The organism is Singulisphaera chitinilytica, assembly GCF_049331405.1.
Lineage (GTDB): Bacteria > Planctomycetota > Planctomycetia > Isosphaerales > Isosphaeraceae > PoT.
In genome coordinates this window covers 3,741,928-3,765,749 of sequence record NZ_CP186274.1, presented here as the reverse complement: position 1 = coordinate 3,765,749, position 23,822 = coordinate 3,741,928, and the positions used below count along the sequence as shown (strand labels likewise).

Genomic DNA, 23,822 nt, shown 5'->3' with positions numbered 1-23,822 from the left:
TTCACAAGGGTGGGGATCCAGGAAACTCCGGTCCGCCATGTCCCATCCACAACTCAACGGCGTCGGCCCGTTCACACCGCAAACCGGCCTCGATCCCAGCCACTACATCAACCGAGAACTGAGCTGGCTCGAATTCAACGAGCGGGTGCTCGAGGAGGCTCGCGACCCCTCGAATCCGCTCCTCGAACGGTTGCGATTCCTCGCCATCAGCGCCTCGAACCTCGACGAGTTCTTCGAGGTGCGAGTGGCTGGCCTGCAGGCGCAGCTCTATGACAATCTCGAGCCGCAGGACGCCCCGCCCGACGGAATGGGTCCGCTCACCCAGCTGACGGAGATCGCCCGCCGGGCTCACGAGTTCGTATCGAGGCAGTATGACACCTGGTGGTCCGTGATCAGGCCCGCCCTGAGCGAGCACAATATCCATGTCTGCGAGCCGGCCGGCTTGTCGCCGACTCAAAATGCGTTCCTCGACCATTATTTCGACAGCCAGGTTTATCCGGTCCTCACGCCGCTGGCCATCGACCCCGCGCACCCCTTCCCGCATCTTCATAATAAAAGCCTGAACTTAATTTTACGCCTCGAAACCATAGGTCAAGATCCTCCCAGGCAGTTGTATGCGGTCTTGCAGGTCCCCTCGGTCCTGAGTCGGCTCGTGCCGCTCCCCGACGAGGGGGGAGGTCATCGCCGGTTCGTGCTGCTCGAGGACGTGATCGGGCCGAGGCTCGACGCCCTCTTCGGCGGCTTCAGGGTTGCGGCCTGGGTGGCCTTCCGGGTGACGAGGAATAGCGACCTCACGATCCAGGAGACCGAGGTCCGAAGCCTGCTCTCGACCGTCCAGGAAAACCTGAGGATGCGGAAGTGGGGGGCGGCAGTCCGGCTCGAGATCTCCGACCGCGCCGATGAAGGCTTCCTCGCCCAGCTCCAGACGGCCCCCGCGCTCGACCTCGACGATCGCGACGTTTATCGCGTCCCGGGTCCGGTGGATCTGACCTCGCTGGTGGCCCTCTACAAGCTGGAAGGGTTCCGGGAGCTCAAGGAGACCCCGTTCGAACCCCAGGTTGTCGCGCCGCTCGCCAACCGGAGCAACATCTTCGCCGCGATCCGGGAGCAGGACCTGCTGGTCCACCACCCCTATGAATCGTTCGGGTCGGTGATCCAGTTCATCGAACAGGCCTCGGAAGATCCCCAGGTCCTGGCGATCAAGCAGACGCTCTACCGGACCTCGGACGACAACCCGATCATCACCGCCCTCGCCCGCGCGGCCGAGAACGGCAAGCAGGTGACGGCGCTCGTCGAGTTGCAGGCCCGCCTCGACGAGGAGAACAATATCGTCAAGGCCCGTGCCCTACAGAAGGCTGGCGTCCACGTCGTCTACGGCATGGTGGGTTTGAAGACCCACTGCAAGGCCGCCCTCGTGGTCCGTCGCGATCACGACGGGATTCGACGTTACGTCCATCTCGGTACGGGGAACTACAACCCGACGACCGCTCGCCTCTACACGGATATGAGCTTCTTCACGTGTCGTCCTCAATTTGGCGAGGATGCGAGCGCCCTCTTCAACCTCCTGACGGGGTACTCGCAAGGGCACTCCTGGCACAAGCTCATCGTCGCCCCGATGCACCTCGCCGACCGACTGGTCGCCCTGATCGATCGCGAGCGACAACACGCCGAGGCCGGCCTCCCGGCACGCATCATCGCCAAGATGAACTCACTGGTAGATCCGGGGGCTATCGAGGCACTCTACGCCGCCTCGCAAGCGGGGGTGAAGATCGACCTCATCGTCCGTGGCATCTGCTGCCTCCGGCCCCAGATCCCCGGCGTCTCGGATAACATCCGGGTCATCAGCGTGGTCGACAAGTTCCTCGAGCACTCCCGGATCGCCTACTTCGAGAATGGCAACGCCCCCGAGGTCTTCCTCTCGTCGGCCGACTGGATGCCGAGGAACTTCCGTCGCCGCGTCGAGATCATGTTCCCGATCGAGGACCCTCGGCTGCAGAATCGGATCGTCGAGGGGATCCTCGGCGTCGTCCTCATGGACAATGTCAAGGCTCGCGTACTCCAATCCGACGCGACCTACCGCAGGATCCCGCCGCCCCGCCCGGGGGAGCCAGTAATCCGCTCCCAGGTCGAGTTCCAGAACATGGCGCGGGAACTGTCGAGTTCCGACCCGATCCGCCCGGCGACCCTCGGACCCGCCGTTATGGGATTGCAGCGCAACCCCGAGCACTGAGAGCCTTCGGCTCTCGATCGGTATAAGGCCGAAGGGCGGGCCGACTCCTTTTCGAGGAGTCGGCCCGCCCTTTCGATTTCACATTGCCCAGCCCGGCGGAGAAGGCCTCAGGCCTCGACCACGCGGTGCTCGATCGAGTGCCGACGACCGAGTGGCGAGCGGAAATCGACGCGCCCCAGCCCTAGGCCGGCGGCGATGGTGATGTGCTGCGGCTGTCGCACGTCGAAGCCTTCGGTCCCGAGCGGGTCGAGGGCGAGCTTGCCGGTCGCCGCGACGGGCGGGAGCTTCTCGGCCTTCCGCTTGGCGTCGATGATATTCCACTCGACCCGGTCCATGGCCACGGGGTCGGTGGCGAAGAAGAGGGCGTTGTACTCCCAGGCGAACTCGGGGTTCACCCCGAACGGGCCCTTCTGGAAGATGCCTCGGATGCCGTCCATGATCTGGAGGACGCACTTCTTCCTGAGGATCGGGTGGTTCACCACTTCGGGGATGAACATATTACACGCGTTGGTGTCGGGCGTGCTGTGCGATCGCGCGACGTTGTTCACCGACCCGTGGCTCATGTTCTTGAGGGCGCCCGTGACGCCCGCCGAACCATGATCCTTCAAGACGGGCAACATCACCAGCTTGTTGACGCGCTTGGTGATGAACAGGCCCAGGTGTGAACGATAGTTGCGGTCGTCCTTGGGGTCGTTGCCGCGATTGATCAGGTTCATCTCGACAAATTCGTCGCGGTCGTAACCGGCAACCGGGTCATTCCGCCACGACGGCCAGTCGATCATGAGCTGCGAGCCATCGCCTTCGGGCGTCAGGGCACCCCAGCGAACTCCATCGGGGACCGCCTCGTGCATCTTGGCGTGCATGAACTCGCTGCGGTAGCGCTCGTAGACGAAGATGTCGTTCGTCTTGACGCCGGCCGCCTTCAGTCCATTGATGACCTCGAGCATGAGCTCGGGGGAAGAGTGGGCGAGCGGGTAGCCGTTGGGCACGACCTTGATGCCGACCACGTCGCCGGGTTCGAAGAACGCGCGCCAGGCGTCGACGGCCTCATCGGCCCCCGTCAGATTCTTCATGCCCTGGGAGACGGACTTGCTGATCGCGTCGCGGTTCTTGACCCCGTTCTTGATCATCTCCTTATTGCGGACCTCGATGACCCGGCCGGGATAGGGGCCGGGGACGCCGAGCTTCTCGCGGAAGGAGGCGGTCCCGAGGTCGGACTTTGTGGTCGGGGCCTGTGCCGAGACATACCTGGCACCACCGATCAGAGGGACTGAAGCCGCTAAACCCGCGAGGAATTCGCGACGCTTCATACCCATGCAAGGATATTGACGGTTCACGCTGCGAATCTCCATCCGTTGGTCAAGCTTCGATGGGGCCGAGGACGGACCGGATCGAAGGAGCCGAGAAGGGACTTTCGTCTTGGACGCGTTACGGAACGACCTAGCTCGACCCCGCGTCGTGTATGCCCGCGGCGAACAGCCGGGGACATACACGGGTCGGCATACTCGCGGGCGGAATCGCCGGAGAGGAGAATTCTCGAGAGAGTCGAATCCGCAGGGATGTTGACAAGAAGCTTCAGACTACATTTGAACCCGAGGCCGACTCGTCCGGCCCCGTCGACTTGCCGCAGTTCGACGCGAGGAGGACGCTCAGTCCTTCAGCTCGATGTCGATCTTGTTGGTCTCGGCCTTGACGTCCTTCTCGATGTCGGTCGTCTGCGGGATCTGATACTTGCCGGGAAGCGAGCCCTTGGCCTTCTTGGTGGCCTTGATCTGGAGTTCCTGGGGGATGGCGTTGTAGGTCACCCCGCGCTTCTTGGCGAGTTCGGCCGATTCTGCTTCAACTTTCTGGCTGTCGACCTGCCGATCGTCCACCGTGACCTTGTAAGAACCGGCGAAAGCTCCGTCGCCGGGCGTCTGCGTCGTCAACGAATACTGGCCGTCGACAACCTCGCCGGAAGCGCCTCGACCTTCGGCCACCTTGGGGTGGAAGGTGATCGTAGCCTTCTTGACCTTCTCACCCTTGTAGGTGACCGTCCCGGAGACCGGATAACGAGTCCCCAAGCCGTCGTCGCCGCAACCCGCGACGATGAAGACAGGGATCGCGAAGAGCACAGAGCAAGAAAGCCGGAGAGCAAGAGCACGTACGTTCATAGGTCGACTTATCGCTCCACGATGACCACACTGCAGAGTCAGGGGACGGGTTCGTCGTCCCGGAGCCCCTTCGACGTCTCGATACGGGCATGAGTAGGAGAAAAGGAAATCCCAGGGAGGGACAGTCGTCCCCCCCTGGGATGAGTTTTGCGATGTTGATTAGTAGGCGTCGGAACTCACAACTTCGCCACCGTTGCGGCTGCCGAGGGCGGCATAAGTCACGCGGCTGATCGAGGACTTGAGGAACTTGACCGAGCCGTCGGCGAAGAGGAAGTTGGCACCGCCGGGGTGACGGCTCTTGAAGCCGCGAGCGGCGTAGCTGAAGCGGCAATTCCAGTCGCTCGAGCCGTAGCTACCACCGTCGGCACAGGCGGTCTTGGGCTTGTTGGTCTTCCAGTTGAGGGGGACGGTGACGCCGGCGGCACCACCGGTGAAGCCCCACATTTCATTGTTGGGGTCTTCGGAGGCGAGGCTCTCGCCGACGAAGATCGTGTTGCTGGTACCGTCGGTCACCGAGGCGATCGTGGCCGTGCGGCCGTCACGATAGTCGGCGAAGGCACGCATCTGGCCACCATTGGTGTTGGTGCCCCAGAAGCCGTCGTGGCCGATCTGCGGGGTCGGGGGGACGGCGGGGGTGCCGTACGGCGTTTCCCAGGGATTGGCGGTGGCCGTCAGGTTGCCGATCGCGTAATTGTCGCCGAAGCTCATCATGTAGTTCGAGATCGGGACGTACATACGCGTGGGGTCCGGCGGGGAGACGACCGAGTAGGTGCCGGTGTCGCCGTAGGGGACGAAGCCCGGAGGGCTCTGACCATCGGCGTCCGAGGGGCAGAGGAAGGTGTTGAAGGTCATGTACCAGACCGTCAACAGCGCCGGGCCGGGGTTTTCGTTGAGCTGGAGGCTGAAGTTGATGGCGTTGAACTGGTTGCCCAGTTCCATCTGCTGCAGGATCGCAGCACGCCAGGTCATGCCGTTGCCCGTGAAGGCCCAACCGCCCTTGACAGCCGAGGGGGGGAACATGTCGTTGGTGCTGATGTAGTTGTGAGCTGCGAGGCCGATCTGCTTGAGGTTGTTGACGCACTGGGTACGGCGAGCGGCTTCACGAGCCGACTGAACCGCGGGCAGCAACAGGGCAATCAACACGGCGATGATCGCGATCACAACCAACAGTTCGATCAAGGTAAAGCCCGATCGAACTCCCCGACGTGCTTTCAGAACCATCGAATGACTCCCGATTCAATGAAGTGAGGAAGACGTGAGAACTCCCAGCCGGTCCTCGCCCGTCAGATGAGACGCATTGCGCCAAATCCACGAGGCATGCCGACACGGCCGATTGATCCAATGATCAATACAGCTTTGCACCCGCGAACCGCGCTGACGAAATCCGTCGAAACCGAATTAGATGTTCTACTGCAGACGAAAGGAGACGTGCCGGCAAAGTAAGAAAGTGCGTGACCTCTGCCGGAACAGGACCAGGACTTTGCGGGCCAGTTACTCCGACTTGATTGTCGGCTCACTCGCCCTCAGGAGTTCCTGAATGTCTAGATCGCATCTGTGTGACAGGAACTCTCACCAATATTTCACGGTCTTCGCGGAGAGGAGATTTGGCCGAGAGACCGAGAAGCATTTGGTCAAGTACGCATTGCTTAAGCTGCAACTCCCGGGCCCTGAGTCGCGCCTGCCCCGGAATTCTTCGAAGTTCTTTACAAAGGTATGAAAATTCACGCGACTCTTGGCCGCTCGAAGCGCTGAACACGATATTTCCGCGGAGAATCCGAGGCCAATCCTCTACGCCTTCATTCGGTCCCGGCTCCAAAATGAGGCAATCGACCTCGTTTTGATCGAACGAATTCATCGACCTTGCTAACGTCGGCCAGAATGAGAATCCGTCACTGAATGAATTAGAATATGCCACCTGTCCTCTTCACTGGCCAGTCTTTGACCCTGGGACGCGAAGACGCCGTCATGACCGGAGAAACGAAAGATTTCGTACTCGAATACGCCCCGATCTCAAAACGCGAAAGGCCGAAAACATTCGGCCTTCTCACCTGAATTCATTCGTTTTGAAATCGGTTAGCTCAATCCAACGAATTCCTTCAGTGGCCAGGAACACTTGTCGATATCGCGGACTGCGTCAAAATGACCTCATCAGCCTCTCGGGGCGAGGCGGCGGAAGAGCTTGGGGCGAGCCAGCCACTCGAGAGCCATCAGTGGGGAGGAAAGCGCCTCTGCCTGGAGGCAAGCGATCCCGCCTTTCCGCAACTCGCACGAGAACGGCGAGTCGTCTCCGGCGACGAGGAGGCGAACCAGTTCCGAGATCCAGGGATTGTGCCCGACGAGCATCAGATCTTGGTCGGGTAGGGTCCGAAGCCAATCGCGAATGGATGATGCACTGCGGTCCGCCCTCAATGCGTCGTTGGTTTCCAGCTTGTCGGTGAGATCCAGGACCTCTGAGACGATCTCGGCCGTCTTCGCCGCCCGGGGCAGGGGGCTCGTGATGATCGATGCAAGCGAGACTCCAAGCTGGCGTAAACCTTTGCCGACTTCCCTGACATGCCTTTCCCCTCGAGGCGTGAGCGGACGTTCATCGTCGGGGATATCGGGCGTACCGTGAGGGACCGCGATGCCGTGGCGGAGCAGATATAAACGCGCCAAGGGGCCACCTTGCTCTGAATACATTCGGGGATGCCGCGAATTTGCGGATGCACAACCTCTTCCGAGGATGGCCCATCCCAAACATGCTGGCAAGGGCATGGTGGCGTGCGAGAGATGACCGACGTCATTCGAGGCGGTCGGGGGCGAGCCTTACTCCGGCGAGGCCCGCCCCTCGTCATGATCGACTAGCGGTGGGAGCCGGAGCCGGCGAGGCTTTCGAACCGCTTCCAGTGCGCCGCCTCCTCGCCGTCCAATCGCAGGGTGAGGCACTTCGCACTGCCGCCCGCCTTGAGGAACTCGGTCAGCCTCACGACCCTGACCCCATAGCCCGAGTCCTTCAAGGCCCTCGCGAGATTCGGGGCGCCGTCATTGATGACGATGGTGTCCCCGATGACGACGGCGTTGCAGCAGAACGTGATCGCCTCTGCCTCCGAGACGGCCAGGAGGTTCGGGATGCGTTCTCGGAGCACGTGCCTGCCGTAGTCGTCGAAAGCCCCCGGATAATAAATCGCGGTATTTTCAGAAATGGGGCAGAAACACGTATCCAGATGATAAAACCTCGGGTCGACCAGTTCGAGGGGCAGCACCTGGACGCCGAGTCGGGCCCCGACCCAGTGGTGGCTCTTGGCGTCGCTCCGGAAACGATACCCTCCGTAAAGCGTGTCGCCGCAGAATAGGGCGTCGCCCGCCCCCTCGAAGTAGTAGTCAGCGGGGAGCGAGAGGACTTCGAAGCCGTGCTCCCTGGCCCAGGCGTCGTAGTAAGGGGTCTCGCCCTGCCGGACGCCATGCCGGAACCGGGAGCTGACGAAGACGTTGTCGTAAACCAGGCCCGCGTTGGCGGTGAAGACGAGATCCGGGAGCCCCTGTATCGGGTCGAGGGTCTCGATCCTCGCACCCAGGTCTCGGATCGTATGGTAGAGGGCCTGCCACTGGAGGAGCGACTCGACCGGATCGCTCGCGACCAGGCGGTTCATCCAGGGGTTGATCTCGTATTCGATGCCGAAGTAGGTCGGCGCGCACATGAGGAGTCTGGCAGCTGAAGACATGCTTCTGCCTCCCTCCAGTGGTAATTAAGACGTGACGGGACGAGTGGGACGGGGTCGATGGGGCGCGACCCCGCCGCCTGCTTACGCCCTGGTTACGATGGCAAGCCTACGACGTCAAGTCGGCGGCAAGGCTCCGCAAGAATGGCTCGACGTCGGTGATGAGGCCGATCGTCTGGAACGTGCCGCGGTCGCTGAGCTTGGTCACCGTCGCAGGGTTGATATCGACACAGACCACCTTGACCCAAGCAGGCAAAAGGTTGCCCGTGGCGATGGAATGCAGGGCGGTGGCGATCAAGAGCGCAAAACCGACCCCATCGATCGCCTCCCTCATTCGCTTCTGGGCGACGAGCGTATCGGTAATGACGTCGGGCAAAGGGCCGTCGTCGCGGATCGAACCCGCAAGGACGACGTCGACGCCGGCCTTGACGCACTCGTACATGATCCCCGACTTTAATACGCCGGATTCGACCGCTTTGTTGATGCTTCCCAGCCGCCGTATCGTATTGATGGCGCGCAAGTGGTGGGAGTGACCATGCTCGATCGACTCCCCATGCGTCAAGGAGACCCCCAGGCTGGTGCCGAGCAGGGCTTGCTCAATGTCGTGAGTCGCGAGCGCGTTACCGGCGAAGAGAGTCTGGACCCAGCCCTCGCGGACGAGCGTGGCGACGTGCTCGGACGAGCCGGTGTGGATGATCGCGGGCCCGCCCACGATGAGGACCTTCTTCCCCTCGGCCCTCGTCTCCCGGATCGAGTCGGCCACGGCCTTGATGCTGATGGCCTTCGGCTTCTCGCTCGAGACGTTCGAGTTCATGAACCCGAAGATGTGGGAGTCGCGCGAGCGTTCGACCGGGACGACCCGAACCCCTTCGTGCCCGACCACGATCGGCATTCCGAGCGCGACGTCCGTCATGGGGATGCAGCGGGCGGTTGAGGTCGTCGGTTCGACGACGATGCCACAATCCATCTCCTGGCCGGCCACCTCGATCCACTGGCCGCCGAAGCGGATCTGGGTGCGTTGATTCGTGGTGCTGTAAAAGTCATCCGGGAAGGCGCCGGCGATATCCGCCGGCTGGGTTTTGGCGTCCTCAGGGTCGACGGCCGAGGCCCCATGCTCCACGAGGTCCTCGAGAATCTCGTCGAGCTTCTCGGTCGTCGCCGCACGGATGGCAATACGGGCGTAGCTGGGATCCACCCGGCGTGCGCCGATGCGGCACTCGCGGATCTCGAACGAGCCTTCCATCTGGAGGATGCGGTCGAGAATCTTTGGGAGAAGCAACGAATCGATGATATGGCCGCGGACCTCGACCTCTTCGACGACCCCCGACAGATCTTTGTCGCTCGACGGGCTGACGTTAGCTCCGCTCATCCTGGGCGCATCCTTTCTCCGAGGGCCGGGATCACCGGGACGGCTCCTGTCGGTCCATTCTACGCCGGGCGTTCGAATTCGACCAACCGGGAGTCCGCCGGGCTTGAGGTATCCTCAATGTTTTCGGGACAGTTATGATGGGGGTCGCAGGCGACCATGTTCTCGACGTTCGGGTCGAGGGCCTCGCTAAGATTCATGATGTCGCGCAACGCTAGGCGGAGGCAATCCCTCGATGCCAGGGCCCGTGAACGATCGGAACCAGGGGAGTCGGCAGGAACCACACCGAGGGCTCAGGCGAGCGGCCCTGGGCGTCGGCCTGCTCGTGGTCTGCGGCGCGGTGGCGTATCTCACCTTCGGCGGCAATCTCATACGCCGCCCCAGGAAGACTGCCGAGGAGGCGCAGGCCCGCAAGGCCCTGGCCTCGGGGCAGACGAGAGACGCCCTCGACGTCATCGAGCGCTGGATCCGCGAGGATCCCGATTCGCCCGAGGCTCACCTCATGAAGGCCCGGGCGATGCTGATGACCGACAGCGTCGCCGAGTTCGCCGAGAGCCTGAAGCGCGCCGAAGACCTAGGCGCGAAAGGCTCGGAGGTCGAGCGGATCCGCGCAATCCTGAAGGTCCGCCAGGGGAAACATCGCGAGGCCTGGCCCGTCCTGAACCGGGAGTACCAGTCCGAAACCGGCTTCGACCCGCTCCTGACCGAGGCGGTAGCGCAGGTCTATCTCGAGAACTTCGAGTTCGGCAACGCGACCAAGGTGATCGACACGTGGATCAAGGCGGCTCCCCACGACGCCAAGCCGTACCTCTGGAGAACCGAGATCGACTCGAGGGTCGAGGACGACAGGAAACGTCTGATCTCCGACTACCAGGAGGCGCTCAAGCGCGACCCCTCACTGGTCAAGGCCCGGATCGGCCTGGCGAATGAGTTCCTGAAGCTGCATAAGAACCAGGAGGCCGCGGCCGAATTCGACAAGTACCTCGCAATGCGTCCGGACGATGCCAAGGCACACGTCGGTGCGGGGGCCAACGCCCTCGAGATGGGGAATGACGTGGCGGCCACCAAGCACCTCGAGCTCGCCATGTCGCTCGATCCCAAGAACGCCGAGGCCTTCCGCGAACGCGGCGAGATCGACCTGAGGTTCGGGAATTTCGCTCGGGCCGTGATGCTCTTCGACGTCGCGCTAGAGAACGACCCATACGACCTCGACGCGCACTACAACCGAGGCATCGCACTCGGCCGGCTCGGACGCGAGGACGAGGCCAAGAAGGAGCGCGAGATCACAGCCCAGATCCGGGCCGATAACGAGCACCTGAATCAGATCAAGGACAAGCTACTCCAATCGCCGCAGGACGTCGGCATGCAGCTCGAAGTGGCGAAGTGGATGATGGACCACGGCCATGGATCCGAAGGGGAGCGGTGGGTCGAGAAGCTCTTGCGGAGCCATCCTCGCCAGCCCGAGGCCTGCCGGTTGCTGGCGGATTACTACGAGAAGCAGGGGAGGTCGGGCCTGGCCAATTTCTACCGCCTGCAAGGCGACACCGCCCCGTCAAGAGTCTCGACGAAGCGGTGATCGCCGGTGGACGTCAGGGTTGGGCGTGCAGGGTCGTCACCACTTCGAGCGGCGACTCGTCGGGGAGATCGGTCGTCACGCGGAAGACGCGCTTGAGGTCCCCCCGGCTCGTCCCCTCTTCGGGATGATATGAGACCGAGAGGATGTGGACGTTCTTGCTCGCCGACTGGTCGAACGGCTCGATCTTGAATCCGTCCCCGGCCCCCTCGATCGACTGGATCTTGAACGGCTTCGAGGCCATCACGAAGAAACGGCCCTGGACGCCCGCGGCCGACGCGACGTTCCCCAGGTTCAGGGCGCTTGGCTTGGCGACGAGGTCGCCTCGGACGACGGCATTGATCAGGATGGGGATCGAGGCCGTCTCGGGGTCGTTGGAGATGAGCCGGATCTCATCGCGGATGACGCCCGCGGGAGTGTCCGGCTTGAGGGTCACATTCAGCGTATAGCTAACGTTCGTGCCGGTTCGGGCGGTCTCGGTGAGTTTGGCGCTGATGACCCGGCAGGTCGACACCATGCGCTCGACCTTCCAGGACGGGTTGCCGACCCGCTCCATGGTGAGGACCTGGGTGGGAGACTGCCCCCGGGAGACGGTCCCGAAGTCGATGGCACCCGGGTTGAGCACCACGTCACTGAGAATCATGGAGGAGACGCCGAGCCTGGCTTCACCCTCACGCCCGCTGGCCGTCATCATGGTGACGAAGAGCGTGGTGGCCTTATGGCCGACGAAATTCCTCGTATCCATCTGGGCCTCGACCACGCCCTGCTGGCCCGGGGCGACCTGGGAGACCAGGGCTTGCCCCGTCGTGCAGCCGCACGAGGCCCGGACATTGACGATCGTGACCGGTTCCTTCAGGCGATTGACCATCACGAACTGATGGCGAACTTTGCCGCCACGCGGGACGGTCCCAAAATCGTGAGCCTTCTCGGTGAACAGGGAGTCGGCCCACTGAGCGGCCTTGCTCTCGTTCGAAAAGGTCCCGAATATCATCACCGCGCAGATAGCGGTCATGACCCATGGACGGTGCATGGTGGCCTCCTGCCAACCTCGCGACGCTGTTCACTGGATCCTACCCATCGCAGACCAATCTCAAACCTTTGTATCGTCCAGCCGAGTCACGCGCGCTCAATACTTCTCGTTCGCCACGATGCGACCATTCACGATCGCAAGCGTTCGGAGTCCGACTCGATCGGCCCCGGATCGTGCCGAAACCGGCCCGAGGCTGACGCGAGAGCCCAGCTTTCCTAGAATGAGGTTTTGCCGAACTTCGAAAATCGGACCCTGACATGCCAGACGTTCCTGAGGCCCTCGATTGTCCATTGAGAGTGGTATGAGCGTGCGTGACGAGGTTCGTGACCAAGTTTGAACGGGAGATAGACGGAGATGTCGAAACTGGAGTGGCACGCGACGACGATCCTCTCCGTGAGGCGAGGCGGGCGCGTGGCCATCGGGGGCGATGGCCAGGTGACGCTGGGCACCACCTTGATGAAGGCGGATGCGGTCAAGATCCGCAAGCTGCTCGACGGCCAGGTCCTCGTCGGATTCGCCGGGAGCGCGGCTGATGGCTTCGCGCTCCTGGAGCGCTTCGAGACCAAGCTCCGGGACTATCCCAGCAACGTGCCGAGGGCGGCGACCGAACTGGCAAAGCTCTGGCGCACGGACAGGATGCTCCGTAGGCTCGAGGCGATCTTGATCGTCGTCGACGCCCGGCATAGCCTGCTCGTCAGCGGCTCCGGCGACGTGATCCAGCCGAGCGACGGGATTCTCGCCACTGGCTCCGGCGGAAGCTATGCGCTGGCCGCGGCCAGGGCCCTGGCCGCCCACACGAACCTGTCGGCAGCGGAGATCGTCCGCGAGTCGTTGAACATTGCGGCGGGGATCGACATCTACACGAACGGCAACCTGACCGTGGAGGAACTGACGTGCGCGACCTGACACCTCGACAGATCGTGGCCGAGCTGGACCATGACATCGTCGGTCAGGGCGACGCCAAGCGAGCCGTGGCGATCGCCCTCCGGAATCGCTGGCGGCGCCGCCAACTGCCCGAAGACATCAGCGCCCAGGTCACGCCCAAGAATATCCTCTTGATCGGGCCGACCGGCGTGGGCAAGACCGAGATCGCCAGGCGTTTGGCGAAGCTCGTCGGCGCCCCGTTCGTGAAGGTCGAGGCGACCAAGTACACCGAGGTCGGCTACTACGGGCGCGACGTGGAAAGCCTCGTCCGCGACCTCGTGGAAGCCGCCATCGTCCTGGTCCGCACGAGCGAGCGTGAGAAGGTGGCCGAGCAGGCGAAGACCCGCGCCGAGCAGCGACTTCTCGACCTCTTACTCCCGCCCCGGAACAACAACCAGTGGGTCGACCCCGAATCGCCCGAAGCCGCCGAGGCCGCCGAGAAACGCCAGCGCTCGCGCGACAAGATGCGAGCCCGACTCGAGGCGGGCGAACTCGAGGACCGCGAGGTCGAGATCACCCTGCCTGGCAAGAACGTCGCCCCGGTGTCGATCCTGGGCGCCGGCAACTTCGAACAGATGGAGATGGACCTCCAGAACATGTTCGAGAAGATGATGCCCAAGTCGTCGCAGACGCGGACGCTCACCGTCGCCCAGGCCCGCCCTTTGCTCGTCGGGATGGAGACCGATGCCCTGATCGACGGGGAGAAGGTCAACCAGTCGGCCGTGGCTCTGGCCGAGGAGTCGGGGATCGTCTTCCTCGACGAGATCGACAAGATCGCCGGCGACGACGGCGGAGGGGGCGGACGAGGCCCAGACGTCTCTCGCCAAGGGGTCCAGCGCGACCTCTTGCCGATCGTCGAGGGGACGACCGTCACAACGAAGTATGGCCCGGTGAAGACAGATCACGTCCTCTTCTTCGCGGCCGGTGCTTTCCACCGCTCGAAGCCGTCGGACCTCATGCCCGAGCTTCAGGGACGCTTCCCGATTCGGGTCGAGCTGAACGACCTGACGCGTGAGGACTTCGCCCGGATCCTGCGAGAGCCTCGGGCATCCTTGATCCGTCAGTACCAGGCACTCCTGGCGACGGAGGGGATCACCCTGGAGTTCACGCCCGACGCCATCGACGCGATGGCCCAACTGGCGCATCAGGTCAACCAATCGACGCAGAACATCGGGGCGAGGCGGCTACACACGATCCTCGAGCGTGTGGTCGAGGAGATCAGCTTCGACGCACCCGACCGCGCCGACAAGGAGGTCGTCATCGACGGCAACTTCGTCCGCGAACGTCTCGAGGAGCTGGTGAAGGATGAGGACCTGAGTCGGTTCATCCTTTGATTTGAGAATTCCCCGCCTCGTCGAGCCCCAACCAGGGATCGACGAGGTTCATCCCATTGAAATGAGTCGGACCGAATCGCATGGCCGAACGTGATTTGTCCTTGCTCAACCTCTTCGAGGTCGAGTCGGAAGGAGGCGGCAGCCGCCACCTCATTTGTTTCCTCGACCCCGTGCTGGCCGGGGCGACCGGGATCGACATGCGCGCCGTCGTCGGCGAATACACGCCGGACTCGGCGGGCAAATTCGATCCGAAGACCCTCGCGCTCAACCCGGCTTTCGTCACCGCCCTGACGCTCTACATGAACGCGGTCACGGCCTCGGCCCCCGAGCTGATCGAGCCGGCGAAGTCGGAGACGAGCGGCTGGTTGTACCTCCTCGATCCGAGATACAAGCCAAACTCTGAGGAGGCCGAGCCCCCTGCCCACGACGTGCTCGGGTGTTTCGCGGTCGACGAAACCGGCCAGATCGTCCCGGGTTCGTTCCAGTACAACAGCCACCACACATGGTTCGACGCGACCGAAGGAGCCTCGGGCCTTCTGCAAGACCGCCGTTTCTATGACTGGCTACACCGCATGGATGAGAGGAATGCCAGCGTCCGGAAGCTTTAAGCCGGAGGGGCCAAGACCGTCTCCCCGGCAAGCCAGCCCATGCTCCAGGCCGCCTGGAAATTGTAGCCGCCGATCAGGCCGTCGAGGTCGAGAACCTCGCCGATGAAGTGGAGCCCCGGCTGGATCCGACTCTCCAGCCTCTGGGGATCGACCTCGGCGAGCGTGACGCCGCCGCTGGTGACCTCGGCCTTCGCGAACCCCAGCGTCCCCTGGACCGGCAATTTCAGGCGCTTGATGGTGTTCACGAGTCGGATCCGTTCCTCGCGGTTGAGATCGGGGCCGACGCGGTCGACGGGGATTTTTGCAGACATCAGCACGAATTCGGCCAGGCGACGCGGGATCGCATCGGGCAGGAGCGAGGCGACGTGCTTCCGCCCCTGTCTCGAGGTCGCCTGGAGTTCCTGATCGAGCGGTTCGAAGCGCGTCCCCGGGACGAGGTCGAGGACGAGGTCGAGCCGTTCCGGCCCCTCGTGCCGCGCGACGGCCCGACTGACGTCAAGGATCGCCGGCCCCGTCAGGCCGAAGTGGGCGAAGAGGACCGCCTCGCGACGCTCGAGGAGCGCAGGCCCCGTCGCCCCCTGGATCGAGGCGATCACGTCGGGGAGCGTGAGCCCTTTCAGCGTCGGCACCCATTCCGGCTCGACGCGGAGCGGCACGAGTGCAGGGCGGGGCTCGACGATCGAATGGCCGAAGCCCCGGGCGATCCCATACCCATCGCCCGATGTTCCGCTGCCGGGATACGACTGGCCGCCGACCGCCACGACGACGCGCCTGGCATGGTAGACGGACTCGGGCGTCCTAACGGCGAAACCGGACTCAACCGCCTCGATGCTTTGAACGGGTGAGAGGCATCGCAGCGTCGCGCCCGAGCGTTCGAGCCGGCCGAGCAGGGCCGCGAGGACGTCCGCGGCCTTATCGCTGAGGGGGAAGACCTTGCCGTTTCCCTCGATCTTGGTCGCGACCCCTTCGCCCTCGAAGAACGCGACCGTATCCTCGACCCCAAACGCCTTGAGCGCGGGGCCGAGGAACTTGCCGCCGGCGCCGAACGCATCCTGGATGCTGCGTGCCCCCTTCGCCTCGCGAGGGTCATAGGCCGGGTCGATCGGTCCGGAGATCACACGGAGATTGCGCAAGCCACGCGCGTTCGTGATGTTGCAGCGGGTCCCGCCGGACATCAGAATCTTCACTCCCGGACGCCGGTTCTTCTCCAGAAGCAGGACCCGGCTCCCCCGCTCGGCGGCGCGGATCGAGGCGAAGAGACCCGCGGCGCCGGCACCGACAACAATCACGTCAAAATGATTCGATATTTCGTTCAATGGCTTGGCATTCCATTTGCAAAACAATAATTGAGCAGCCTTCTCCCCGGGGCAGACTCAAAGGGATGTGTCAACCATGATGACCAAGGTCGAAACAAGCCCGACATCCAAGTCGGTCACGATATCGAAAAAGCGCGATCTCTTCGAGCGAATTGCGGCCTGGACGACCCGGGCGACCGGAGGCCGTTGGGGCTTCCTGACGGCCCTGGCCGCCATCATCGTCTGGGCGATGGCCGGGCCCTTCTTCCACTACTCAGAGAACTGGCAACTCGTCATCAACACCGGCACGACGATCATCACGTTCCTCATGGTGTTCCTGATCCAGAACGCGCAGAACCGGGAGTCGCGTGCGATCCACATCAAGCTCGACGAGTTGATCTTCGCCATGACGAAGGCCAGGAATGAGTTGATCGACATCGAGAATCTCACCGAGCAACAGCTCAACGCCCTCTCACTCCGATACACCAAGTTGGCCGAGAAGTATCAAGAGAACCTTGAGGAGTGCTTCCATGCGGAGGACCAGTTCGACGAAGTCGACCAGGTTCCTGCAATGAGCGACAAACCCACTGAAACGACCCAACGAGCGGCTCGGACCAAAGGCAAGCCGAATGGTCAAAAAGTCACATGATCACACACTTGACTGCTTAGTGCGCCTCCGATTTGCGCGAGTTCAACCACTCGAATAAGGCCCTTGCCCTGGGCTCCGGGATCGTCGCCGTGATCAGTCGGCCTTCCGGGCCGGTCGATTCGAAATGCAGGAACCAGGAGTCGAGGGGGAGCCTGTCGGAGACCAGGTCGGCCCATTCGATGAGGCAGATCCCATCTCCGGCGAAGTAGTCGGCTGCCCCCAGCGCGTCGAATTCATCCCCGCCGTTGAGCCGATACGTATCGAAGTGATAGATCGGCAAACGTCCTTCGTATTCGTGGATCAGCACGAACGTGGGGCTGGCGATGGCTCGAGGGTCGACGCCCAAGGCCTCGGCCAGCCCCCGGACCAGGCGAGTCTTGCCGGCACCGAGCGTCCCCACCAATCCGAGCACGACGCCCGCCTCGACAACCTGCGCCAGGGCCTGGCCGACGAGGTCCGTTTCCTGCGGCGATTCGACCTCGACCGTAAGCTTGCCTGGTGCGTACTCGAGCCGCATGCGATGTCCCGTAACGTGTCTGTCTCAGGGAGAGGGGTGCAGGTGATTGAAACCCCGCGCCTCGAGCGGGACCACTTGGTCCCCCTCGGTGCGAAGTCGTAGAGAAGGCTCGGCCGTCACGAGGCCGATCTGATGCAACACGATCGATGGCAATCGGAGAGCCTCGAGCCTGGACGCGTCCTCGGGGGCGATGGTGAAGCAGAGCTCGAAGTCCTCGCCGTCGTGGAGCGCATGCTCGAGCGGGCTGCGGCCATCTCGCAGGCTCTCGAACTCGACGTCGGTGTGAATCGGGATGCGTCCGGCGTCGAGGATCGCCCCGAGATTGCCGCTCTCCTCGAGGATGTGGCCGAGGTCGGCCGCGACGCCGTCGGAAATGTCGACGAGAGCATGGAGGCCAACGGCCTCGTGCAGGGCCAGGGCTTCGGCCACGCGAGGCTCCGGCCTGAGATGCCGACCGGCCAGGCTCCCGCCGAGCGGACCTGTGACATAGATTAGGTCGCCCGGTTTCGCGCCGGTGCGAAGGACCGGGCCTCGTTCCGTCGTCTGGCCCAGGAGCGTGATGCTTATGACCAGGGGACCATCCCAGGCATTCGTATCGCCGCCGACGAGGTCGACGCCGAAGCGTTCGGCAAGCTCCGATAGGCCGTCGTGAAGCCCCTGAGCGACCGAGATCGCATCGCGCCTCGGCAGCGATACGGCGATGACGGCGGCCGTCGGGATCCCGGCCATCGCGGCGATATCCGAGAGGTTGACCCCGAGGGCCTTGTAGCCAACAGCCCTCGGTCCCGCCACGGCAAGTTCGAAATGCCGACCGTCCATGAGCATATCGGTCGTGATGAGCAGGTCGGACCCGGGGGAAGGTCGAAGCTGGGCGCAGTCGTCCCCGATACCTCGGATGGTCTGCGACCGGCTCTTGGTCCGCGACCGGATCCAGCCGATGAGCCCGAACTCGTCGAGGGGCTTCGATTCCGGGCTCATGGTCGCGTGCCCAGATTGACCCGTCGCCCGGCCAGGAAAGCACGCATGGCCTGTTCGGCCGTCTTCTCCAGGAAGGCCTCGGCGTGCTCGATGGCCTCGTCGAGGGAGCAGGGGGCGGGGCAGATGCTGAAGTAGGCGTCGATCCCGTGGTCGAGCACCCCTTCGGCCCCGGCTCCGAGGCTTCCGACGAGGGCGAACGCGGGACAGCCAAGGCTCCGAGCCAGGCGGCCGACGCCCACGGGCGTCTTGCCGTAGACGCTGGAGCCGTCGAGCCCCCCCTCGCCCGTGAGGCAGAGGTCGGCACCCTCGAGGCGGTCGGCGAGGTTCACGGCGTTGAGGATGAGCGTGACACCGGGCTCGAGCTTGCCCGAGGCGAAGGCCATCATCCCGGCCCCGAGGCCTCCCGCCGCTCCGGCTCCCGGCACGTCCCGCACATTCTGGCCGAGGTCTCGCTCCACGAGCCTGGCAAGGTGGCCGAGGTTGGCGTCGAGCCGCCCGATAAGCGCGGGGTCGGCACCTTTCTGGGGCCCGTAGATCGCGGAGGCCCCTCGAGGGCCGCAGAGCGGGTTGTCGACGTCGCAGGCGACTGCGATCTCGACCCCTTCGAGCCGAGGGTCACGCCTGGACGGATCGATCCGGTCGAGGCGCGCGAGGTCGCCGCCCCCTGGGCCGATTTCCTCGCCTTTTGCGTCGATCAATCGGTAGCCGAGGGCCTGCCCGAAGCCCGCGCCGCCGTCGTTCGTGGCGCTGCCGCCGATGCCGATGATGAGCCGGCGTGCGCCGGCGGAGATTGCCGCGAGCACGAGCTCGCCTGTGCCCCGGGTCGTGGTCCGGGACGGGTCGCGTCGATCGCGAGGGACGAGGACCAGGCCTGACGCCGAGGCCATCTCGATGACGGCGGTCTTGGCATCCCCGAGCATGCCGAAGCGGGCGCGCACGGGTTCCCCGAGCGGTCCTGTCACGTCGACTTCGTGGAAGCGGCCTTGCGTCGCCGACACGAGCGCATCGACCGTCCCTTCGCCGCCATCGGCCATCGGGACTTCATCGATCTGCACGCCGGGGAGCGCGTTTCGGACTCCTCGCGCGATCGCCTTCGCCGCGACGGGAGCCGTCAGGCTTCCTTTGAATTTGTCGGGGGCCACCACCACTCTCATGGCGCGTTTTCTCTCGAGCCGCGCAAGGCTTTCGATTGCGCCCCGCCGCGTCAGGATACCGAAAACGTGGATGGAGTACCAACCGCACCTGGGCGGTTGAGGACGGGCGGTTCATCTCTCGGAGTGGAGAGACGGGTGATTGGCCCTTGAAGCGTCAGGTCAGCGACGCATGATGTCAATCGATGAGGTCGTCGCGCCGTTGGGGGGATCGCTCGCTCAGACGGTGCTCGCGTTGACCGAGGGTTCGACTTCCTCTTGCGGCACGATCTCTTCGCGATAGACGATCACGTCGGAGGGGGCTTCGATGCCGATGCGGACCGAATTGCGGTCGATCTTCACGATCGTGACCCGGACATCTTGTCCCACCTGGAACCGTTGACCGAGCTTCCTGCTCAGGACCAACATGGCTCTCTCCTCTGCTAAAGACTTCAGGATCGGAGTAAATCACACGATGCTGCTCAGGAGTTCGGCAGAGGGAGAATGCAGCCGTTGTGCCAAACTTTAGCTTTTTTCCGTGTATTCCGGTGAGAATTCGCTAACCCATTCCTAGTCGAGTACTTATTTCGAGGCAAAATCTTCGAGTCAAGGCGAGCTATTCCAAATCGGTGTAAAATCTCGAACTCGAATTGTAATTTTTGCCTGAAGTCCCACCCGTCGTTGCAGAAATTGGAAAAAGGCTCAAGTCGGCTGGGGTCGGGAGAAGGGTTCGAGCGAGTTCAAGGGGTAACCGGGTGATTGATTCTTTGAGACCGCGTTGGACCCAATCCGCCTTGGCCTTGATGGTGTTGGCCATCGGCCTGGCCCTCTGGCTCTGGCCGATGGGGCTCGGCGGCAGGATGCCGGTGGGGGGGGATGTCACCCAGTTCTCTCTGGGCCTGATGGCCTTCCTCCAGAAGTCGCTCCGGTCGGGCTATCTCCCCACCTGGAACCCGCTCTGGGGATATGGCTTCCCCGGCCTCGGGGAGAGTCAGATGGGGGTCTACTACCCGCCCCACTGGTTGCTCTATGGCACGTTATCGCTGGAATGGGCTTACACGGCTAGCCTGGTTTTTCACACCTTCTGGGGAGGCCTCGGGGGCTACTGGGCCGCCCGTCGATTCCAGGCGTCACCCGCCGGCGCGGCACTCGCCGGATTCTCGTGGGCGGCCTCCGGCTTCTTCCTGATCCACATCCCCCACCAGTGGGGCTACACCGTCGGCAGTTGGATGCCCTGGGCCCTCGGATTGGCCTGGTCGCTCGGGAATGGCCGGTCGCGGCTCAGGACCTGGCTCCTCCTCGTGCTGGTCCTCACGCTCCAGATCCTCCCCGGCCACTTCCAGTTGGCCTTCTGCACGCAGGTGGGCCTGATCCTGCTTGCGCTCGGGGGGCTCGGCCGTGATCGGGCGTCCAAGTTGCGCCTCGGGCTCGTCGTCCTGGCGATCGCGGCGACATTGCCCCTGGGGGCGATGCAACTCTTGCCGACCTATCGCCTGGCTCGGCTGGCGGAAGCCCGGCGCGACTTTGAATATCTGTCCGGCTTCGCCGTCTCGCCGCTCCATCTGCTCAGCTACCTGGCCCCCGGCCTCTTCCACATTTCGCCGCTCTGGCGACCTCTGGCCTGGGATCCGTTTCACACGTCGCCCGAGGAGTACCTCGGCTACGTGGGACTGGTCCCCCTGTACCTGGCCTGGAGGATCGTCTGGCAGGAGGCACGCTCCCGCCCCGAGACGCGAGCGATCCTGGTCCTCTGCCTCGGCACCCTCTTCTTCAGCCTCGGGCCCTACGCTCCTGGTTTTGCCCTCTGGTGTAAGATCCCGGGTTTCTCGTTCTTCCGAGCTCCCGCGCGCTGGACCCTGGCGACCGAGCTTGCCATCTGCCTCCTGGCGGCGCGAGGCTTCGATGCCTCCCGAGCCTGGGCCAAAATCGGGCTCTCGGCACTGAAATTCGCCGCGACTGCGGTCGTTTTGCTGGGTCTCGTCGTTGGTGCCGTCGAGCTCGCGCTGATGAGCACCGAACGGGGCGGATTGCCATCGGTCGCCGACGGGTTCCAGCAGGCGATGAACCTGATGCCCTGGGCTCGTGTCTCCGGTGCACGATCCGCGAGGGACGCGCAAACGGCACCCGAGCCAACGTTCCGCGAGCTCATGGCATTGGCCCGGCAACCGCAGAATGACTCGAGGGTCGCCACCGCACTGGCACGGCAGGGCGAAACGCTCGGTCGATCCTCCGACTGGAGGTTCGCGACTCGGCGAGGCTCGATCTATCGTCAGGAATTGATGAGTACGCCGATGCTGCTCCTTGGCTTCGTGATCCTGGGATTCGGCCTCGCATCTCGACGCGAATCGGCCTTGCCGATCGCCCTGATTGCCCTTTCATTCGTGGATTTGCTGATCCTGGGCCGACAGCGGCCGTTCGACCTCGGTCCCGTCGAATCCCTCGCCAAACAGAGCCCGGTGATGTCCAGGCTCCATAGCCTGGCGCCGGGCCGTCGCTCCATCGACCCGATCCGCAACCTGCCGATGGTCGTCGGGGCCGCCCCCGTGTCCGCCTATCGGACCCTCGATCTCCCCATCCTGACGACATTGACCGACGGCTCGCAAGCCAATTTCGGGGTGTCCGCCCAGGATCAGGAGATCCTCGCTTCGATCCGAGCGGTCGGCGCGGTGCTTCGCATCCTCGATCCCTCGCAGACGATCCTCATGTCGGGTATCGGGCCGCGACTTCCTCACTGGCAGGGGCGAGAGACTGTAGTCGATCCCGCGCTGGCCGGTTGGCTCCTCGGGGTCGATTGGGTGAAACAGCAAGGCTCACGCGCGACAACCTTCACTCTCTGGCAACCGACGCCAGAGGCCTCCGAGGCCTGGTTCGTCGACATGAAGGCCAAGGACTCGGACGCGACGTTGAAGTCCTGGTCGGGCGAAAAGCGGAGGGTCCTGACCACCCTCGAGCTAGCCAGGCCACTCAAAATGGAGAGACCGAGGCCCGACCGAGTGCGGCTGGAAGTCGAGGCGAAAGGGCCAGGGGCCGTCGTCCTCACGCAGCTCTCCGATCCGCAGTGGGAGGCGCGTTGGTCGACGTCCGATGGGCAGACGAACAAAGGGGCGACGATCGCGACCGTATTCCGGCAAGGGACGGGCCTGGGATGGCAGGGGGTGATGATCCCCGGTCCTGGGCGATGGATTCTGAGCCTCGACTATAATGCTCGAGACGTACGCCTGGGGCTTTGGATCTCGGGCGTGACGGGATTGTTCTGGCTAATTGGTTTCCTGGCGAGTTTCCTGGGAAAGACGCCGATTCAGGGAGAGACGCAATGACGGGTGTGGCGATCGTGGGAGCGTCGGGTTACGCCGCTCGCGAACTGATTCGAATTTTGCTCAACCATCCGGACGCCCGGATCACTGTCGCGACCTCGCGGCAGGATGAATCCCCGCGACTCGATGCGCTGCACCCGAGCCTGGCCCGCAGGATCGACCTGGCTTGCCAACCGTTCAATGCTGACCTCCTGGCGGAAAAGGCCAAGGTCGCCTTCCTCGGCCTGCCCCACACGGCGAGCCTCGAGGTTGTCCCCGAGCTTCGCAAGCGCGGGGTCCGCGTGATCGACCTCAGCGCCGACTATCGGCTGACGGATGCGCAAGTCTATTCGGATTGGTACGGGCACACACACACCGACGCCGAGGGGCTCGCCGAGGCCGTCTATGGCTTGCCGGAGCTCTACCGCTCGAAGATCCCGGCCACCGGGATGATCGCGAACCCCGGGTGCTACACCTCGGCGAGCATTTTGGCCCTGGCCCCGCTGATCGCCGAGAACCTCATCGAGCGCAAGGGCATCGTCATCGACGCCAAGAGCGGCGTCTCCGGCGCAGGGCGTTCGCCGAAGCCGGAGACGCACTTCCCCGAGTGCAACGAGAGCTTCTCGGCCTACAACGTCGGCAAGCACCGGCATACGCCCGAGATCGACCAGGTCCTGACCGACGTCGGCCGCAATGAAGGGAATCCTGTCGAGGTGATCTTCACGCCGCACCTCGTCCCGATGGATCGCGGCATCCTCGCCACGGTCTACGCCACGCCGCTCGGGACGCCTGTCGAACACGACCTGCTCGAGCTTTACCGCTCCTTTTACGCCCAGAGTCCGTTCGTCCGGGTTACCGACCGCCTGCCGGCCACGAAAGACTCGGCGTTCACCAACTTCTGCGACATCACCGTCCGGGTGGTCCGCGGGAAGATCCTGATCCTCTCCTGCCTCGACAACCTGATCAAAGGCGCGGCCGGGGTCGCGGTCCAGAACTTCAACTTGATGTTCGGCTACGACGAGACCACGGCCCAGCTCTGAGCCT

At 63.7% G+C, this 23,822-nt stretch carries 20 protein-coding genes; 8 read left to right on the top strand and 12 right to left on the bottom strand.

Translation table 11 applies throughout. From position 1 onward, the window contains the following. The first annotated feature begins 37 nt into the window (after window positions 1–37). Window positions 38–2,230, top strand: coding sequence for a polyphosphate kinase 1 (gene ppk1, locus ACOYYX_RS15195; RefSeq protein WP_422930755.1), 2,193 nt, complete (start codon window positions 38–40; stop codon window positions 2,228–2,230). Between the two features lie 107 nt (window positions 2,231–2,337). On the opposite strand, the gene ACOYYX_RS15190 is transcribed toward ppk1, so the two are convergent. From ACOYYX_RS15190 to ACOYYX_RS15165, 6 genes are all read right to left on the bottom strand, one after another. After that, window positions 2,338–3,567 (bottom strand): DUF362 domain-containing protein, encoded by a 1,230-nt coding sequence (locus ACOYYX_RS15190; RefSeq protein ID WP_422930754.1) that lies wholly within the window; start codon window positions 3,565–3,567, stop codon window positions 2,338–2,340. 312 nt (window positions 3,568–3,879) lie between these two features. Then, window positions 3,880–4,383 (bottom strand): hypothetical protein, encoded by a 504-nt coding sequence (locus tag ACOYYX_RS15185; RefSeq protein ID WP_422930753.1) that lies wholly within the window; start codon window positions 4,381–4,383, stop codon window positions 3,880–3,882. Between the two features lie 159 nt (window positions 4,384–4,542). After that, window positions 4,543–5,604 carry a DUF1559 domain-containing protein gene (locus ACOYYX_RS15180; RefSeq protein ID WP_422930752.1) on the bottom strand — a complete coding sequence of 354 codons (1,062 nt, stop codon included), beginning with the start codon at window positions 5,602–5,604 and terminating at the stop codon, window positions 4,543–4,545. A gap of 927 nt (window positions 5,605–6,531) precedes the next feature. Next, complete coding sequence (sixA, locus tag ACOYYX_RS15175) at window positions 6,532–7,038, bottom strand: phosphohistidine phosphatase SixA (protein WP_422930751.1); 507 nt, start codon at window positions 7,036–7,038, stop codon at window positions 6,532–6,534. 185 nt (window positions 7,039–7,223) lie between these two features. After that, a complete protein-coding gene (locus tag ACOYYX_RS15170; RefSeq protein WP_422930750.1) occupies window positions 7,224–8,084 on the bottom strand; it encodes a dimethylarginine dimethylaminohydrolase family protein in 861 nt (286 codons plus the stop codon). A gap of 106 nt (window positions 8,085–8,190) precedes the next feature. Further along, window positions 8,191–9,450: a TIGR00300 family protein gene (locus ACOYYX_RS15165; protein ID WP_422930749.1), complete on the bottom strand. Its 1,260-nt coding sequence runs from the start codon at window positions 9,448–9,450 to the stop codon at window positions 8,191–8,193. A 232-nt stretch (window positions 9,451–9,682) separates the two neighbouring features. Here ACOYYX_RS15165 and ACOYYX_RS15160 point away from each other — a divergent pair, with 232 nt between their 5' ends. After that, entirely contained in the window at window positions 9,683–11,023 is a 1,341-nt protein-coding gene (locus ACOYYX_RS15160; RefSeq protein WP_422930748.1) for a tetratricopeptide repeat protein, read from the top strand. 13 nt (window positions 11,024–11,036) lie between these two features. Here the strand turns inward: ACOYYX_RS15160 and ACOYYX_RS15155 are convergent, their stop codons facing one another. Continuing rightward, window positions 11,037–12,050: a DUF1573 domain-containing protein gene (locus tag ACOYYX_RS15155; protein ID WP_422930747.1), complete on the bottom strand. Its 1,014-nt coding sequence runs from the start codon at window positions 12,048–12,050 to the stop codon at window positions 11,037–11,039. 354 nt (window positions 12,051–12,404) lie between these two features. Between ACOYYX_RS15155 and hslV the strand changes: the two genes are divergently transcribed. The 3 genes from hslV (at window position 12,405) to ACOYYX_RS15140 (ending at window position 14,916) form a co-directional block, all read left to right on the top strand. Continuing rightward, a complete protein-coding gene (hslV, locus tag ACOYYX_RS15150; protein ID WP_422930746.1) occupies window positions 12,405–12,956 on the top strand; it encodes an ATP-dependent protease subunit HslV in 552 nt (183 codons plus the stop codon). After that, complete coding sequence (gene hslU, locus ACOYYX_RS15145) at window positions 12,944–14,308, top strand: ATP-dependent protease ATPase subunit HslU (RefSeq protein ID WP_422930745.1); 1,365 nt, start codon at window positions 12,944–12,946, stop codon at window positions 14,306–14,308. The genes hslV and hslU overlap by 13 nt, the downstream gene beginning before the upstream one ends. Before the next feature lie 80 nt (window positions 14,309–14,388). Then, window positions 14,389–14,916 (top strand): hypothetical protein, encoded by a 528-nt coding sequence (locus tag ACOYYX_RS15140; RefSeq protein WP_422930744.1) that lies wholly within the window; start codon window positions 14,389–14,391, stop codon window positions 14,914–14,916. On the opposite strand, the gene ACOYYX_RS15135 is transcribed toward ACOYYX_RS15140, so the two are convergent. Then, on the bottom strand, window positions 14,913–16,205 hold the full coding sequence (locus ACOYYX_RS15135) for an NAD(P)/FAD-dependent oxidoreductase (protein ID WP_422930743.1): 1,293 nt from the start codon (window positions 16,203–16,205) through the stop codon (window positions 14,913–14,915). The genes ACOYYX_RS15140 and ACOYYX_RS15135 overlap by 4 nt on opposite strands. Window positions 16,206–16,308: 103 nt before the next feature. Between ACOYYX_RS15135 and ACOYYX_RS15130 the strand changes: the two genes are divergently transcribed. Then, window positions 16,309–16,860 carry a low affinity iron permease family protein gene (locus ACOYYX_RS15130; RefSeq protein ID WP_422930742.1) on the top strand — a complete coding sequence of 184 codons (552 nt, stop codon included), beginning with the start codon at window positions 16,309–16,311 and terminating at the stop codon, window positions 16,858–16,860. Window positions 16,861–16,876: 16 nt separating this feature from the next. Here ACOYYX_RS15130 and tsaE read toward each other — a convergent pair whose 3' ends face one another. From tsaE to ACOYYX_RS15110, 4 genes are all read right to left on the bottom strand, one after another. Next, a complete protein-coding gene (gene tsaE / locus ACOYYX_RS15125; protein WP_422930741.1) occupies window positions 16,877–17,377 on the bottom strand; it encodes a tRNA (adenosine(37)-N6)-threonylcarbamoyltransferase complex ATPase subunit type 1 TsaE in 501 nt (166 codons plus the stop codon). Between the two features lie 24 nt (window positions 17,378–17,401). Further along, entirely contained in the window at window positions 17,402–18,355 is a 954-nt protein-coding gene (locus ACOYYX_RS15120) for a thiamine-phosphate kinase (protein ID WP_422930740.1), read from the bottom strand. Continuing rightward, complete coding sequence (locus tag ACOYYX_RS15115; protein WP_422930739.1) at window positions 18,352–19,509, bottom strand: glycerate kinase; 1,158 nt, start codon at window positions 19,507–19,509, stop codon at window positions 18,352–18,354. The genes ACOYYX_RS15120 and ACOYYX_RS15115 overlap by 4 nt, the downstream gene beginning before the upstream one ends. Window positions 19,510–19,725: 216 nt before the next feature. Then, window positions 19,726–19,914 carry a carbon storage regulator gene (locus tag ACOYYX_RS15110; RefSeq protein ID WP_422930738.1) on the bottom strand — a complete coding sequence of 63 codons (189 nt, stop codon included), beginning with the start codon at window positions 19,912–19,914 and terminating at the stop codon, window positions 19,726–19,728. Between the two features lie 338 nt (window positions 19,915–20,252). Between ACOYYX_RS15110 and ACOYYX_RS15105 the strand changes: the two genes are divergently transcribed. Continuing rightward, window positions 20,253–22,802, top strand: a complete 2,550-nt coding sequence (locus ACOYYX_RS15105) for a hypothetical protein (protein WP_422930737.1) — start codon at window positions 20,253–20,255, stop codon at window positions 22,800–22,802. Next, window positions 22,799–23,818, top strand: a complete 1,020-nt coding sequence (argC, locus tag ACOYYX_RS15100; protein ID WP_422930736.1) for an N-acetyl-gamma-glutamyl-phosphate reductase — start codon at window positions 22,799–22,801, stop codon at window positions 23,816–23,818. The genes ACOYYX_RS15105 and argC overlap by 4 nt, the downstream gene beginning before the upstream one ends. The last annotated feature ends 4 nt before the right edge of the window (window positions 23,819–23,822 follow it).

Bases quoted from the DNA above. Each gene is read 5' to 3' on its own strand.
- ppk1 (WP_422930755.1), top strand. From the start codon at position 38: ATGTCCCATCCACAACTCAACGGCGTCGGCCCGTTCACACCGCAAACC.
- ACOYYX_RS15185 (WP_422930753.1), bottom strand. From the start codon at position 4,383: ATGAACGTACGTGCTCTTGCTCTCCGGCTTTCTTGCTCTGTGCTCTTC.
- ACOYYX_RS15180 (WP_422930752.1), bottom strand. From the start codon at position 5,604: ATGGTTCTGAAAGCACGTCGGGGAGTTCGATCGGGCTTTACCTTGATC.
- ACOYYX_RS15170 (WP_422930750.1), bottom strand. From the start codon at position 8,084: ATGTCTTCAGCTGCCAGACTCCTCATGTGCGCGCCGACCTACTTCGGC.
- ACOYYX_RS15165 (WP_422930749.1), bottom strand. From the start codon at position 9,450: ATGAGCGGAGCTAACGTCAGCCCGTCGAGCGACAAAGATCTGTCGGGG.
- ACOYYX_RS15160 (WP_422930748.1), top strand. From the start codon at position 9,683: ATGCCAGGGCCCGTGAACGATCGGAACCAGGGGAGTCGGCAGGAACCA.
- ACOYYX_RS15155 (WP_422930747.1), bottom strand. From the start codon at position 12,050: ATGCACCGTCCATGGGTCATGACCGCTATCTGCGCGGTGATGATATTC.
- hslV (WP_422930746.1), top strand. From the start codon at position 12,405: ATGTCGAAACTGGAGTGGCACGCGACGACGATCCTCTCCGTGAGGCGA.
- ACOYYX_RS15140 (WP_422930744.1), top strand. From the start codon at position 14,389: ATGGCCGAACGTGATTTGTCCTTGCTCAACCTCTTCGAGGTCGAGTCG.
- ACOYYX_RS15130 (WP_422930742.1), top strand. From the start codon at position 16,309: ATGATGACCAAGGTCGAAACAAGCCCGACATCCAAGTCGGTCACGATA.
- tsaE (WP_422930741.1), bottom strand. From the start codon at position 17,377: ATGCGGCTCGAGTACGCACCAGGCAAGCTTACGGTCGAGGTCGAATCG.
- ACOYYX_RS15120 (WP_422930740.1), bottom strand. From the start codon at position 18,355: ATGAGCCCGGAATCGAAGCCCCTCGACGAGTTCGGGCTCATCGGCTGG.
- ACOYYX_RS15115 (WP_422930739.1), bottom strand. From the start codon at position 19,509: ATGAGAGTGGTGGTGGCCCCCGACAAATTCAAAGGAAGCCTGACGGCT.
- ACOYYX_RS15110 (WP_422930738.1), bottom strand. From the start codon at position 19,914: ATGTTGGTCCTGAGCAGGAAGCTCGGTCAACGGTTCCAGGTGGGACAA.
- argC (WP_422930736.1), top strand. From the start codon at position 22,799: ATGACGGGTGTGGCGATCGTGGGAGCGTCGGGTTACGCCGCTCGCGAA.